Raw genomic sequence first — 14,150 nt, forward strand, 5'->3', positions numbered from 1 at the left:
TGAGCCGCGGTTCCGGTTCCAACCTGGTCGATAGGCTTCCGACATCCACTGCTGACATCAACGACGCCGGACGGGGACGTACACCAGCATCTCTGTCTGGCCCTCGCACCAGCCGTCGACAGCAGCTGGAACGGGATCGGATCGAACTCCTAAAGCGGGTGTCGCAGGTTCGAATAGTGCCAGAGGCACAGCGAGAAGGGCCACCTCAAAGAAGTTCCTCCCGAGTCAGCCTTTGCTGTTTCAGGTGCCATACCACACGTGCAACACCGACGGCAGTTATCATTACGCCAGCTCGCGATCAACCTGGTGCAGATAACTGAACGGGTGCCCATTCCTCGCGCGGAACAGCGGACGGACCTCACGGGTTGCGATATTGAACCCGATGCTGCCCGCTATGCTGGCTACCCAGGCGAGATCTGGGACAACCAACGCACCCACAGCAGCCGTAGCCACTCCGACCGTAACCGAGATGGACCTCTGCACCCAGGCCATACGGCTTGCTCGGGCAGCCGCCTGGTAGTCTTCGCGCGCCTGTTTAAGCGCCACTCGCATGCGTTCCAGCACGTCGGCCGGATGCTCCCATTCGCGGCGCAAATCGCTGAGCATGGTCTGAGTGGCACCCATCAAGCGTTCCCGCTCGTCGGCATACCTGTCACGAAAAGCCAGGATCTCTGATGTGGGGGTGCCCGGTGCTGGCATGGGCAGCAGGCGGCCAAGCTCAACTCGCCAGGCTGTTACACCGAAGCCAGGAGCCATCGGCCGAAGCGACGTCTCATGGGCGGATCGTTGATCGGTGTACGGCGTGTAGGCGCGAGTGTCAGTCGTAACAGCCACTTCCTGCGCCAGTGTGCCGAGTAATAGGAGGCGCACCTCACTAGACACGGCCAGGCTGGCGCCACGCCACCTCTCCGAGCTCTCAAGCCTTCGCCCCAGACCTAGGCGGATGATCTCTTCCTCCAGAAAGTGTCCGAGCTTCGAGCGGAAGAGAAAGGCATCCATGACAGAAACCTGAGGACTCGGCGGCCCGGCAGCAAGCTCGCATAATTCCCGGGTCAAGACTTCACGATGAAGCATGTCGTCGAGTGGCTGGCGGTATTGAGTACCGAGGACGATAGGATGGTAGAGCCCTCGTTCCCTGAGGTCCTTCAGCTCATCCGAGACTGCATCCTCGTACACCTCTGGATCCATCGGCACCACGGACGCCACGTCATCCCAGTACAACAACGCTTGGTGCAGGACCTCCTGAGGCGGTCTGACCAGAGGGTAGTAGAGCAGCGTAGGCATCGGGTTCCCCTTCCAACAGGGTGATCCACCCTAGTGGACTCTCAGTGCCGCCACTACGAGACGTGATCTGACTGCGCAATTGGCAGCCAGCAACATCCACCCGCAGTCATCTACGAGCCACGTTCGAGGCTGCCGAGTACGACCAGCTGAACAACTTATCTGAGGGCTGCAGTACAGCAGCGGAGTACAGCAACCACCTCGGCCGCAGCCGACCGCCAATTCACACAGGTGGCCTCCCGATCAGCCCACCTACCCCTTCAGCCAGAGTTCGGGATGAAGAGGTCATGCCAGAATCGTGCCAGGTCGTGCAGGGAACCACGGGGAATGGCGAGTAACAGGAAGACGGCCCACCAGGTCACTCAGCCGCTGAGCAGCAGGTCAGCCAACGACCATCCACAGGAGGCCCGAGCTTCCCAAGCTGAGATCCCACCAGCAACGAAACTGTGGCCGGTCATGCTAGCCGCCGTCATGGACGATGACCGCATGCATTACTTCAACGGGACAGGTTGGCTCGCGATCTTCACCGGCACAGAGACGATGATCGCTCGGACCATGGACGTGGACGCCTGGGACGAGGCGACAGGCGTTGCCCTCGTGGTCGACCCCAAGCACGGCACCCGCCTCCCGGTAACGGACTACTCAGACTTCTCCCACCTGGAGCGCGCCGACCAGGTAGTGGCAGCCATACCCGGAGGCGGCTGGCGCGCGTACTGGGAGGACGAGGGACCCGGTAACGGGCCGCTGACCGAGCAGGTGCTCGCATGGCTGGTCACCGCCATGGGGCGTGCCACCCCGATTACCGTCGACGCGGACGGACACGTTGACGACGCTGAGAGCGCCGATCGCCTCATCCCGCCTGGAGAGGACTGAAGCGGTCGCCACCGCGTGCGTGTCTAACTGCGTGACAACGCTGGCAGACAGCGGCGGACAAGTACGGACGCCCGCGGACCATCGCCGCAGGTGAAGGGCGCACACGCCGCAGGTCGAGCCTCCGCCCAACTTGCTTCGGGACGAAGAGGTCGTGGGTTCAAATCCCGCCACCCCGACAGCCGAAGTAGCAGATCAGGCAGTTACTGGATCCAACCTAAGAGCGTCCGCGCATTGCGCCGGCAGAGCGAGCGTGCGCCGGGATTCCCGGGTCTTGGTGCCCCCGCCCCGCCATCCGACCGCCGTTGAGGAAGACGTGGTCCCGAGCGGAATGCTCGGCTGGTGTCCTCCCACGCGGCGTGCAAATCCGCGAACCGGACGGTGAACGACGCATCCGGGGGGCGACTTCGTACACGCAGTCGCCGTCCACAGCGGGAGGGCTCCGGCGACAGAGCGCGCCCAGGACCAGCCCGCCAGTTATGTCGGCGGCGGACGGGCCCCGGCCGGCTGCGGGTTCCATGGCGAACCCCCTCGCCCAGGACAGGCGTGACGCACTTCGTTCGCAGCCTTCCGCGGCGGTGGTCCCGCTGCGTCAGCGGACCGTCGTGAAGCTGACGACCGGGCCGTCCTCCGTGCCGCTCGCGACAACCCGGAACGAGCGGTCCGGGAAGGCGTCGCGCAGACACCTGTCCCAGGAACACGCGATCTCCTCGGCCAGAACTTGGGCCGCGGCCTCGGAGTCGGGATCCTCCGCTACGTCGATGTAGAGCGCGAGAGGGAACTGATTCAGCGTGGCCTCGATCGATGTAGCGTCCCCCCGCAGCCGCTCGTGCCAGATACGGAAGTTGCCGGGCTCGTAGACGCGGTCCCACAGGACGCACCCTTCCACTTCCACGAACCGGGGCATGAACACGCGGGTGAACGCGGCCCACTCGCCCAGTCCCACCTGCTGCGACAGGTAGTCGAGGTAGTCGGCGTCGCTGCCTACCGCCTGCGTCCACTCCCGCACATCCCGAACTCGCAGCGGGTCCATCATCCGTCCTTCGCACTCACTGAGGGAGCTCGTCGGGACGAGCTGGCCTGGGCATCTTCTTCCATGTGAGGAACGTCTGTCCGGTCTTCGGGTTCACGTTCCTGGTGGTCTCCAGCACGTGGGGCACCGGGACACCACCATGCGGCTTGGAGTCCGGGTCGACGTCGACACGTTTGATGGGCAGCCCTTGATCGTCGTACACAGCGTAGGCCGTCACGCTCCCGTCTTGCTTCCGGCGCACGAGAATCTCGTTCGGTTTCGCGGAGTTAGGGAAACGGCCGCTGTGCGGAGTGGCGCTGGACAAGTCGATTCCGCACTTGGGAGCCAAGCCCCACGGGTCCGTCCAGCCCAAGGCGTTGACCACGTAGGCGTGGGGATTGCTGGAGGGCGCGAGGCCCAGCGGGTCCGGGCTGATGTACCGGGCCGTTTCCGGGTCGTAGTAACGATGGAGGTTGTAGTGCAGCCCGGTCTCGTGGTCGGCGTACTGACCCGGGAAGCGCAGCGGGCAGTCGACCGAGCCGGTGGAGGGCTCAGGGGTCCGGAAATCGGTGCCCCAGAGAGTGGTGCGGTGCTGCCAGACGAGCTCTCCTGCGTCGGAGACCAGTTCCATGGGGGTGCCGACGCCGTCCGTGACCACCGCATGCAGTTGGAGCCTGTGTCCAGGATCCGACTCATTCGCCAGTCGGGCCAGGAACGAGGTGTTGTCCGGTGCGCCTTGCGGCAGGTGATCGGTCTGGGCCACCGGGCGGTGGGTGCCCGGTGCGTAGTCCCAGGTGGTTACCCGTCCGTCCGAAAGAGTCCGCTCGGCCAGGGCCGAGTCCTCCCAGGTGAACTCCGTGCGGTCGGTATCCGTGCCGTTCTTCGACACTCGGTGCTTGGAGACGCGGCGGCCGAGCGGGTCATAGGCGTAGCGCCAGCGGTCTCCGTCCGGACCCACCACCTCCGTCAGCCGGTCCTCGGCGTTCCACTCGTAGGTCCACGTGTGGCTCTGGCCGTTCAGCAGTCTGCGGGTCCTGCGGATCAGACGACCGTGCGCGTCATGGGCGTACGAGGTGCGGCCGGCCGAGCGGACCAAGCGGCCCGCAGTTCGGACAACAGCACCTCGTGCAGGCGTTGCCAAACTCCGGCGTTGTTCCAGTCCCGCAGCCTGCGCCAGCAGGTCATGCCTGAGCCGAAGCCCAGCTCGGCTGGCAGCCACTCCCATCGGATGCCCATGTAGAGGACGAAGAGGATGCCGCATAGCACCTTGCGGTCATCCAGCGTATTCCGGCCGGGGTGCCGATGCCGACGCTGCCGGACAGGCAGCAACGGCTCGATCCGCGACCACAACTCATCATCGACCAGCCAGGGTGGGGATCACGCGTCCTCACACACAAGCAACCGAGTCACCCAGCCGGAGGACACGCTCCAACCGGATTCTGTTAGGAGCTCTAAGCCGTTCTTGCCGGCAACCGACAGGCCGTCATTGGTCCGTCGCACCACAAGGCCGAAGGATGTGTCGGCACCGGTGAAGCTCAGCATCCGGGCGTTGTCCCGGAGAAACGCACCCAGGCTGTCCTTCAACTGGACGATCGAGAGGTAGATCATCATCCCCTGATCGGGGTCATGGCCGGCCGAGTCGGCCGTGCCGAAGTCCCCGGTGACGGCCATGTCGCCCATGTCGAAACCGCCGGCGTCGCCCTGGCCGGTCCGTACGGTGAACTGCACAGTGATCATGGCTCGTCGGGTCGATGCTGAGGCCATCAACGTCACTTGACGGACGGCCACTCCTCAGCCGGCGTCCTCCCACACTGCCTGCAGATCCGCAGACCGAACGGTGATCGACGCGTCGGTGAGCGCGATCTCGTGCAGGCAACCACCGTCCTCCTCGGGAAGGATCTCGTCGAGGAGCACGGTGTCGACGCTCATCCAGTCGATGGAGTGTTCATAGTCGATGGAGAAATGCGTGACGCCCGAGTAGCTGATGCGCAGGCCGGAATCGTGCTTGAACTTGTTGGGTGCGAAGTCCAGGACCAGCCCCCCGCTCTTGTCGGTGGCCAGGTGAATCCCGGCGAGTTCCAGATCCTTCACACAGCGGATGGCGCCCGCGATGTCATAGTGCCCGGGGTCGGTCGCGAAAGATCGCGCGCCGGGAGGCAGGGCCGCGCGCAAACGCGGCAGCTCGGCCAGGTAGGCGTGCGCATCCAGACGGAATCCGTGCAGCTCGGGATCCCAGTCCGCCTTGACGAATTTCATGGACAACCTTCCTGTGAGAGGGGAGGGCGACGGCTCACCAACCGCACCTCATCGGGGACGAAGAGGCCGTGGGTTCACATCCCGCCGCCCCGACAGCCGCAACAGCAGCTGGGGCGCCTAGGAGTGCTTGCGGCCGTGGACTGGAACGGCTTCGGCGCGAGTGAGCACGGCCCCGTGGCTTCCGGCGTGTCGAGCACTGTGCGGACCTGCATATCCGGCACTGATCGGTGGCGGCCCATGACGAGGTGGAAGTCCCCGGCTGGATCGTCCGGATCCCGGCGGTCTCAGTGGGCCTGATCAGCTCTTGGAGCAGTGCGGCGCCGACGTCACGGCTGCGGGCGTCGGGGTGGACCTGGACGTATACCGACGTGTTCGACGACGCCGGCGTACGCGCACCGGTCCCAGACCGGCACTACGGCGACCCCGCCCAGGCCCCTGCCCGAGTCGTCGCGGGCGACGTATCGGTGTCGCGGGAGCCTGGCGGCGTCGGACTCTTCCCCTGTGGGGCGGTGGTCTCGAAGGTCGCGTTGCCTTCGTCGATGCCGCGTTGGCGGAGCGTCAGGCCTGGTGGGCGTGCCCGGTGCCCATCGCCGTGACGCGGTACCCGCCGAGCCTGCCCGGTCAGTTCGCCGGGGCGATCTCGTCGACCAGGCCGCGGACGCGCTTCTCGATCTCGTCGCGGATCGGGCGAACCGCTTCGACTCCCTGGCCGGCCGGGTCGGGGAGTTCCCAGTCGAGGTAGCGCTTGCCGGGGAAGACGGGGCAGGTGTCGCCGCAGCCCATCGTGATCACGACGTCGGACGCCTGGACCGCCTCCACCGTGAGCACCTTCGGCACCTCTGCCGAGATGTCGATGCCCAGCTCTGCCAGGGCCTCGACGACGGCCGGGTTCACGGTGCCGGCGGGGGCGGAACCGGCGGAGCGCACCTCGACGCGGTCGCCTGCCAGGTGGGTGAGGAAGGCGGCCGCCATCTGGGAGCGCCCGGCGTTGTGGACGCAGACGAACAGGACAGACGGTCGCTGGGAGGGAGAGGGCATGGCGGGTGTCTTTCCGGGCGGCGGGTCAGAGGCTCGAGGAGGGAGCGGCGAGTGCGGGTTCGTCCTGCGCGGGGACGGATGCGACCGGCGTCGGTACGGGCCGCGCGAACACGACGGCCACCAGGCTCAGGCCGGCCACGGCACCGGCGGCCTGGGCCGCGACGAACGGGCCGACCGAGGCGGGCGCGATCCCGGCGAAGGTGTCGGTGAAGGCGCGGCCGACGGTGACGGCGGGGTTGGCGAACGACGTGGACGACGTGAACCAGTACGCCGCGCCGATGTAGGACGCCACAGCCGCCGGAGCGAGGTGGGTGCGTCCGGTACGCCCGAGGCCGAGGACCAGCAGGACGAGACCGGCGGTGGCGACCAGCTCGCCGAGCCACAGGTGGCCGGCGGAGCGGTCGTGGCCGGACCACCGCACCAGGGGCTTGGCGAACATGGCATCCGCCAGGACGGCGCCGCCGATCGCTCCGGCCGTCTGGGCGGAGATGTACGCGGCCACGTCCTGGAGGGTCAGCCCGTCCGGGGTGCGCCGGCCGGTGAACCAGGCCACGAGCGTGACGACCGGGTTGAAGTGGGCGCCGGAGACCGGCCCGAACAGAGCGATGAGCACCCCCAGCCCGAACACTGTGGCCAGCGAGTTGGCGAGCAGCCGCACGCCCACGTCGTGGGTCAGCTCGGTGGCCTGGATACCGGAGCCGACCACCACGGTGACCAGGGCGGCCGACCCCACGGCCTCGGCGAGGGCACGGCGCCCCAGTGATCCGCTCACGCGGTCGCCTCGGCCTTCTGTGCGGTGGCGAGGAACGCGGCGAGCCGGTCCAGGGTGCCGGGCAGCGCCCAGTAGTAGACCCAGGTGCCCCGGCGCTCGCAGTCGATCAGGCCCGCCTGCCTGAGCAGCTTGAGGTGATGCGAGATCGTCGGCTGTGACAGCTCGAAGGCCGGGGTCAGGTCACATACGCAGACTTCGCCGCCGGCCCGTGAAGCGATCATCGACAGCAGGCGCAGGCGCACCGGGTCACCCAGCGCCTTGAAGATCTTCGCCAGCTCGGCCGCCTGGTCCTGGTCCAGGGGTGCGGTCACCAGCCCCGGGCAGCAGGCGGCGGACCGGTCGTCCTGACCGAGCATCACCAGTTCTTGCTTCGACATTCTTCTATGTTGACGATTCTCGATCCAGGCCGCAAGCTCTGTATCGACAGACGTCAATGCAACCAGATGGGGGCCACGCCATGTCCCGTGCTCAGCTCGCCCTGCGCGTCAGTGACCTGGAAGCGTCGATCGCCTTCTACTCGAAACTGTTCGGCACCGAACCGGCCAAGCGGCGCGAGGGCTACGCCAACTTCGCCCTCACCGAGCCGCCGCTCAAGCTCGTCCTGATCGAGGGCGAGCCCGGCGAGGAGACCCGGCTGGACCACCTCGGCGTCGAGGTGGAGTCGACCGACCAGGTCAGCGCCGCCACCACCCGGCTCAAGGACGCCGGCCTGGCCACCTTCGAGGAGAACGACACCTCTTGCTGCTACGCCCTCCAGGACAAGGTCTGGGTCCACGGCCCCGGCAAGGAGCCCTGGGAGGTCTACGTCGTGAAGGCCGACGCCGGCACCCTCGGAAAGAGCGCCGACCCCGACGCCACCGGCGCCGGATGCTGCACCGGCCCGGCCACCGTGGAGACCCCGGCGGCGGCCGGATGCGCCTGCGGCCGGTGATCCCGCGGGTGAACGCGCCGGGATGCCGGCCGACGGCGGCCAACAGGCTGGGGAAGCGTGCGTCCGCTGGGCGTGTGAGGTCCAGGTCCTGCCGTCCGCTCGTGTCGGTCGCCGGGCGGAGAGCGGCCGGTTCCAGGTCCTTGACGCACCGGTCGGCGGGAATGCCGTAGTGCCCCGGGCCGGCCAAGCTCGGTCTCTTCCTCCCCGAGAGCGGTGGGTGGCTAGTCTTCACGCGTGACCACCGAGTTGGCTCTGTTGTCCGAAGTCGCCTGTCGTGGGCGGGAGATCACCGCTCCCCGGCTGCGCGGGCTGGTGGCGTTGCTCGCCGGGGATCTGCGGGCCGGGTGCAGTACCGGGCGGCTGGTGGAGGGGCTGTGGCCGGACGGGCTGCCGGAGCGGCCCGGCAAGGCCGTGCAGGTGCTGGTGTCGCGGCTCAGGGCACAGGTGGGCGGGGAGCTGGTCGTCAGTACGCCGACGGGGTACCGGCTCGCGCTGGACGAGGCCCAGGTCGACAGTTCGGCGCTGCTGCTGCACGAGGCGGCGAGCGCCGCGCGGGCGCGGGCCGGGGATCACGCGGGTGCCCTGGCGCAGGCCGAGGCGGGCTTGGCCCTGTGGGACGGGAGCGTGGGGGCCGGGGCGGGCGAGGACCTGCACGATCCGGTGGTGGCGCTCCGTACCGACCGGCTCGGGGCGCACCGCTCGCTCGTACGCTCCCGCGCGCTCGCGCTCGCCCGGCTGGGGCGGCGGGAGGAGGCCGCGGCGCCGCTGGCCGAACTGGCCCGGGAGCTGCCGCGGGACGAGGAGGTGCTGGCGGAGCTGCTGCGCTGCGAGGCGGACACCGTGGGCCGGGCCGCCGCGCTGACCCGGTACGACGCCTACCGGCGGGGCTTGCGCGAGGAGCTGGGCACCGATCCGGGCCCCGGGCTCAGGGCCCTCTACCAGGAGTTGCTGAGCGCGGACGCGCCCCGGGTCCGGCAGGGAGTGCCGCACGAGCCGAATCCGCTGCTGGGGCGGAGCGCCGACATCTCGACCGTGGCGGAGATGCTGCGCGTGGCCCGGGTGGTCACCGTCGTGGGCCCCGGCGGGCTGGGCAAGACCCGGCTGTCCCACGCGGTGAGCCGCGCTGCCGAGCAGCCCGTGGTGCACTTCGTCCCGCTGGCCGGTGTCACCGCCGACGACGACGTGGCCGCCGAGGTGGCCGCGGCGGTGGGCGCGGGCGAGGGCCGGCAGTTCACCGGGGGCGGCGACACGGTGAGCGGCATCGTCGGCGCGCTGGGCACGGGGCCGACACTGCTGGTGCTGGACAACTGCGAGCAGGTGATCGCCGGCGTGGCCGACCTCGTCCGGGCGCTGGTGTCGCGGTCGAAGGAGCTGCGGGTCCTCGCGACCAGCCGGGCCCCGCTGGGGCTGACCTCGGAGTCCGTGTACGCCCTGCCGGAGCTGTCCCTCGCCACCTCGGTCGAGCTGTTCGAGCAGCGGGCGCGGGCGGCCCGGCCCGGCGTGGACCTGCCCGCCGACCGGGTCGCCGAGATCTGCCGCCACCTGGACGGGCTGCCGCTCGCCGTGGAACTGGCCGCGGCCCGGGTGCGGGTGCTCTCCGTGGCCGACATCGCGCGCCGTCTCCGGGACCGGTTCGCGCTGCTGCGCGGCGGCGCCCGTGACGCGCCCGAGCGGCACCGCACGCTGCACGCCGTGGTCGAGTGGAGCTGGAACCTGCTGGAGCCCGACGGCCGGGCGGCGCTGCGCGCGCTGTCGGTGTTCCCGGGCGGCTTCGCCGAGGACGCGGCGGAGTACCTGCTCGGCGGGACGGGGGACACGCTGTCCCTGCTGGAGCAGCTCGCCGGTCAGTCCCTGATCAGGGTGGACGACAGCCCGTCCGGGACGCGTTTTCGCATGCTGGAGACCCTGCGCGAGTTCGGCGCCGCCCGGCGGGCCGAGGCCGGCGAGGAGGAGGCGGTGACCGGCCGGTTCCTGCGCTGGGCCCGGGACTTCGGCCGCGAGCACCACGACGTGCTGTTCAGCAGCGACCCGGCACCCTCCTGGACCCGCATACGGGCCGAGCAGGACAACCTGGTCCTCGCGCTGCGGCACGCGCTGGCCCGCTCCGACGGGCCCACCGCCACGGCCCTCACCGCCGTACTGGCCTCCCTGTGGGCCACCGACTCCCACTTCACCCGGCTCGCCGCCCTCATCGACGACACCGGCGGGCCGCTGTCCCGCTTCCGTCCCGGCCCCGAGGACGTCGAACCGGCCCGCACCGCGGCGGCCGTGTGCACGGCCAGCCTCTTCATGGCGCACGGCCCGCGCGCGGTACGGCAGTTGGTGACGCTGCGCAGGCTGCCGCCCGCTCCGCCGGACACGCTGCTGCGGGCGCTGGCCGTCGTGCTGTGCGCCGTACCGGACATCCACCCGCCGCAGTACGCGCTGCTGCGGGAGCTGTGCGACGCGGAGGAACCCCTGCTGGCGGGTGTGGCGGCGTGCTTCGCCAGCTACGTGTGGGACGCGGCGCACGACACGGAGCGCGCGCTGGAGTACGCCCGCCGGATGCTCGACGCGCTGGGGCCGCTCGCCAACCCCACCATGCAGCTCCTCTGTCACGGACGGATCAGCGAACTGTGCCTCCAGTCCGAGCGGGGCGCGGAGGCGTACGACCATCTGCGCGCCGCGCTCGATGCGCTCGACCGGTTCGGCGACTGGTCGGACTCGGTGGGCGTGCGCTGGGGGCTGGTGCTGGCCTGTCTGCAGCGCGGGGAGGTGGACGAGGCGGAGTACTGGCTGGGGCTGGCGGCCCTGGAACAGCCGCCCGAGTCGCCGCAGATCTACACCCCCGACCTGCTGGCCCGGGCGGAGATCGCGCTGGCCCGGGGGCTGACGGAGGTCGGGCTCGGTCTGTGGCGCCGGGCGGCGGAGCGGGTGCGGGAGGACAGCGTGCTGCATGCCGGTGATCCGTTCGTGCATCCGTGGTCGCTCCAGGTGCAGTCGGTCGCGCTGGCGGCGCACGCGCAGCACGGCCGGCTGGAGCCGGTCGCCGGGCTGGCCGGACAACTGCGGGAACGGCTCGTGGGGATGCTGTCCGGTCCCTCCGCCTCCCCCGGCCCCTCCCCCTCCGCCTCCGGCTCCCCCGTCGAACTGCCGGTCTACGGCACCGTGTTGCTCGCGCTCGGGCTCGCCGGGCTGGCCGGGGGCGAGACGGCGGCCGTGCGGCTGGTGGCGCTGGCGGAGCGGATGCCGGTGGTGCGGGACTTCCCGACCCTGTCCTCGGCCCGGTCCCGGCGGGCCGCGGAGAACGCCGACAGGGCGGCGTACGCCGACGCGAGGTCGAGGTACGCCGCCCTGGGGCGGGAGGAGCTGCGGGCGGCGGCACTGCGGGAGCTGAGCGCCGGGTGAGCCGCGAGGGGCTGAGCGCCGGGTGAGCCGCGAGGGGCTGAGCGCCGGCTGAGTCCCGCCGGCGTCAACGCCGCGGCTCCCGGTTGAACCGGGCCTTGGACCACAGGTAGCCCAGCACGGTCAGCCCCACGCACCAGGCGACGGCGAGCACGGCGTTCCTCGTGCCGATCCCGCTGCCGAGCAGCAGGCCGCGCAGGGTCTCGATGACGGGCGAGAACGGCTGGTACTCGGCGAACCAGCGGAACCAGCCCGGCATGGCGTCCACCGGCACGAACGCGCTGGACAGGAACGGCAGCATCACCAGGGGGGTCCCGGTGTTGCTGGCTCCCTCGGGGTTGGGGCTCACCAGGCCGATGCCGACCGCGAGCCAGGTCAGTGCCAGGCTGACCAGCGTCATCAGCCCGGCGGCGGCGAGCCACTCCAGCGGCGTCGCGTCGGGCCTGAAGCCGATGGCCAGGCCGAGGCCCAGCACCAGCACCAGGGCCATCAGCGTCTGGATGACGCTGCCGAGCACGTGGCCGATCAGCACGGAGGCCCGGGAGATCGCCATGGTGCGGAACCGGGCCATGATGCCCTCGGTCATGTCGGTGGCCACCGACACGGCGGTGCCGAGCGAGGTCATGCTCACGGTCAGCAGCAGGATGCCGGGGACCAGGTAGGCGACGTACTCGGCGCGGTCCGCGTGTCCGCCGTTGATGCCGGCGCTCATCACGTCGCCGAAGACGTAGACGAAGAGCAGCAGCAGGATGACCGGGGTGAGCAGGAGGTTGAGGGTGAGGGAGGGGTAGCGGCGGGCGTGCAGCAGGTTGCGCCGCAGCATGGTGAGGTTGTCGCGGAAGGGCTGGCCGGCGGCGCTCATCGGGCGGTCTCCTTGTCGGCGGACTGGGCGGGCACGGGGGTAGCGGTGAGGGCGAAGAAGACGTCGTCCAGGTCCGGGGTGTGGACGGACAGTTCGTCGGCCTCGATGCCGGCGGCGTCGAGCCAGTCGAGGATGGCCCGCAGTTCGCGCTGGCTTCCGTCGCTGGGGATCTGGAGGGTGAGCGCCTCGTCGTCGCGGGTGGCCTCGCGCAGCGCGGTGGCCGCCTGCTCGTACGCCTCGGGGTCGGAGAAGCGCAGCCGCACGTGCCCGCCGGGGACGAGCCGCTTGAGCTGCTCGGCGCTGCCGTCGGCGACGATCCTTCCTCCGTCGAGCACGGCGATGCGGTCGGCCAGCTGGTCGGCCTCCTCCAGGTACTGGGTGGTGAGGAAGACGGTCGTGCCGCCGGAGACCAGTTCGCGGATGATCTGCCACATGGTGTGGCGGGAGCGCGGGTCCAGGCCGGTGGTGGGCTCGTCCAGGAAGATGATCCGCGGGCTGCCGACCAGGGTCATGGCGATGTCGAGGCGGCGCTTCATGCCGCCGGAGTAGGTGGAGGCGGGCTTCTTCGCGGCCTCGGTGAGGTCGAACCGTTCCAGCAGTGCTGCGGTGACGCGCCGTCCCTCCTGCCGGGAGAGGTGGTGCAGGTCCGCCATCAGGAGCATGTTCTCCTCGCCGGTGATCAGCCCGTCCACGGCGGAGAACTGACCGGTGACCCCGATGGCGGCCCGCACCGCCTGCGCCTCGGCGGTGACGTCGTACCCGGCGATCCGCGCCTGTCCGCCGTCGGCGGAGATCAGCGTGGACAGGATGCCGACCGCCGTGGTCTTGCCGGCACCGTTGGGCCCGAGGAGGGAGAAGACGGTGCCGGCGGGCACGTGGAGGTCGATGCCGTCGAGGACGGTCTTGTCCCCGTAGGACTTGCGCAGCCCGGTGGCTGCGATCGCGAGTGGGTCCGCGTTCGTCGTCGTCATGCCGCAGAGCGTGCGGCCCGGGCGGTTCAGCGTGGCTTCAGCGCGGTTTCAGCCGCTCGGGGGCGGGACCGGGGCGGTGAAAACCGCGGCCCCGTCCGGGGCGCGGGTCACGGTCCGGGCCCTCGGAGCCGCCGGCCCCGTCACCCCTTCGCCACCGGCTCCTCGAGCGCGGTGGTGGGTGCGCGGACGTTCACCCTGGGCTCCGCGACGAAGCCGAGGACGGTGACGGCCCTCTCACGGCCGCCCGTACGGCCTTGACGCGACCCCTACGCCTCCGGCCCGCCGGGGGGACCCCTGCCCGCGAGGTCCGCGCCGGTCAGGACGCGGCGCGGCGCGCGCCCCGACCGGTCAGGGCGATCACGGCTGAGACGGAGGCGGTCCCGGCGAGGCTGCCGATCGCGACCAGGCCCACGCCGATCACGAAGAGGCCGCCGGCGTCGTCCGACCAGTCGTACCAGGCCGCGGCCGTCAGCCCCGCCGTGGTGCCGAGGACCGCGCTCGCGGTGTGTCCCCGGGACACGGCCCGGTACACCGGCACCAGCAGTGTGAGCACGAGCCCGATCACCTGCCAGGTCTCGTACGGGCCGGTCGTCGAGCCGTCCGCGTGCACGTCCCGCCGCTGGTCCCAGCCCAGCCAGGCGGCCCACGCCGCCAGGGCGGCCAGGGCGGGCGCGAGGGCCGGAAGCATCCGGAGAACGGGCTTCAGAGGTTCTTGGCGCATGCCTCCAGCCTTCCGGTCCGCAGCCGCACCGCCCAGAGCCCGCGTACTCAGG

Annotated in this window: 14 protein-coding genes and 3 pseudogenes; 3 read left to right on the forward strand and 14 right to left on the reverse strand. The window is 70.2% G+C overall.

The annotated features are described in order from the left end of the window. Positions 1-282 precede the first annotated feature (282 nt). Entirely contained in the window at positions 283-1,284 is a 1,002-nt protein-coding gene (locus tag LG395_RS04555) for a DUF6236 family protein (protein ID WP_225808531.1), read from the reverse strand. A 483-nt stretch (positions 1,285-1,767) separates the two neighbouring features. On the opposite strand from LG395_RS04555, the gene LG395_RS04560 reads away from it, so the two are divergent. After that, on the forward strand, positions 1,768-2,154 hold the full coding sequence (locus LG395_RS04560; RefSeq protein WP_225808532.1) for a hypothetical protein: 387 nt from the start codon (positions 1,768-1,770) through the stop codon (positions 2,152-2,154). A gap of 589 nt (positions 2,155-2,743) precedes the next feature. Here LG395_RS04560 and LG395_RS04565 read toward each other — a convergent pair. The 10 genes and pseudogenes from LG395_RS04565 to LG395_RS04610 all read right to left on the reverse strand — a co-directional run bounded on the left by LG395_RS04565 (position 2,744) and on the right by LG395_RS04610 (position 7,606). Continuing rightward, positions 2,744-3,184, reverse strand: a complete 441-nt coding sequence (locus LG395_RS04565) for a hypothetical protein (RefSeq protein WP_225808533.1) — start codon at positions 3,182-3,184, stop codon at positions 2,744-2,746. 16 nt (positions 3,185-3,200) lie between these two features. Continuing rightward, a complete protein-coding gene (locus tag LG395_RS41890; RefSeq protein ID WP_443743007.1) occupies positions 3,201-3,512 on the reverse strand; it encodes a polymorphic toxin type 24 domain-containing protein in 312 nt (103 codons plus the stop codon). Then, positions 3,504-4,265: pseudogene (locus LG395_RS04575) on the reverse strand (RHS repeat-associated core domain-containing protein); the annotation flags it as partial. The pseudogene LG395_RS04575 and the gene LG395_RS41890, both read right to left, overlap by 9 nt. Continuing rightward, positions 4,259-4,528: pseudogene (locus LG395_RS04580) on the reverse strand (transposase); the annotation flags it as partial. The pseudogenes LG395_RS04580 and LG395_RS04575, both read right to left, overlap by 7 nt. A gap of 12 nt (positions 4,529-4,540) precedes the next feature. Continuing rightward, on the reverse strand, positions 4,541-4,900 hold the full coding sequence (locus LG395_RS04585) for a hypothetical protein (RefSeq protein ID WP_225808534.1): 360 nt from the start codon (positions 4,898-4,900) through the stop codon (positions 4,541-4,543). A gap of 54 nt (positions 4,901-4,954) precedes the next feature. Then, positions 4,955-5,419, reverse strand: coding sequence for a hypothetical protein (locus LG395_RS04590; RefSeq protein WP_225808535.1), 465 nt, complete (start codon positions 5,417-5,419; stop codon positions 4,955-4,957). A 253-nt stretch (positions 5,420-5,672) separates the two neighbouring features. Further along, positions 5,673-6,007 (reverse strand): annotated as a pseudogene (locus LG395_RS04595) (GNAT family N-acetyltransferase); the annotation flags it as partial. Between the two features lie 33 nt (positions 6,008-6,040). Next, positions 6,041-6,457, reverse strand: coding sequence for an arsenate reductase ArsC (locus LG395_RS04600; RefSeq protein WP_171154258.1), 417 nt, complete (start codon positions 6,455-6,457; stop codon positions 6,041-6,043). Positions 6,458-6,482: 25 nt separating this feature from the next. Further along, the gene (locus LG395_RS04605) at positions 6,483-7,229 is read right to left on the reverse strand and encodes an aquaporin (RefSeq protein ID WP_225808536.1); all 747 of its coding nucleotides are present in this window, start codon (positions 7,227-7,229) and stop codon (positions 6,483-6,485) included. Then, entirely contained in the window at positions 7,226-7,606 is a 381-nt protein-coding gene (locus tag LG395_RS04610; RefSeq protein WP_225808537.1) for an ArsR/SmtB family transcription factor, read from the reverse strand. The genes LG395_RS04605 and LG395_RS04610 overlap by 4 nt, the downstream gene beginning before the upstream one ends. A gap of 80 nt (positions 7,607-7,686) precedes the next feature. Here LG395_RS04610 and LG395_RS04615 point away from each other — a divergent pair, with 80 nt between their 5' ends. Together LG395_RS04615 and LG395_RS04620 are read left to right on the forward strand one after the other, a co-directional pair. Continuing rightward, on the forward strand, positions 7,687-8,160 hold the full coding sequence (locus LG395_RS04615) for an ArsI/CadI family heavy metal resistance metalloenzyme (protein WP_225808538.1): 474 nt from the start codon (positions 7,687-7,689) through the stop codon (positions 8,158-8,160). A gap of 234 nt (positions 8,161-8,394) precedes the next feature. Continuing rightward, entirely contained in the window at positions 8,395-11,547 is a 3,153-nt protein-coding gene (locus LG395_RS04620; protein ID WP_225808539.1) for an ATP-binding protein, read from the forward strand. A 64-nt stretch (positions 11,548-11,611) separates the two neighbouring features. On the opposite strand, the gene LG395_RS04625 is transcribed toward LG395_RS04620, so the two are convergent. From LG395_RS04625 to LG395_RS04635, 3 genes are all read right to left on the reverse strand, one after another. Continuing rightward, a complete protein-coding gene (locus LG395_RS04625; RefSeq protein WP_225808540.1) occupies positions 11,612-12,406 on the reverse strand; it encodes an ABC transporter permease in 795 nt (264 codons plus the stop codon). Next, complete coding sequence (locus LG395_RS04630) at positions 12,403-13,377, reverse strand: ATP-binding cassette domain-containing protein (RefSeq protein WP_225808541.1); 975 nt, start codon at positions 13,375-13,377, stop codon at positions 12,403-12,405. Before LG395_RS04630 ends, LG395_RS04625 begins: the two co-directional genes overlap by 4 nt. A 316-nt stretch (positions 13,378-13,693) precedes the next feature. Beyond that, complete coding sequence (locus tag LG395_RS04635) at positions 13,694-14,098, reverse strand: hypothetical protein (protein WP_171154271.1); 405 nt, start codon at positions 14,096-14,098, stop codon at positions 13,694-13,696. Positions 14,099-14,150: the final 52 nt, after the last annotated feature.

Source organism: Streptomyces spinosus (genome assembly GCF_020400655.1).
Lineage (GTDB): Bacteria > Actinomycetota > Actinomycetes > Streptomycetales > Streptomycetaceae > Streptomyces > Streptomyces argyrophylli.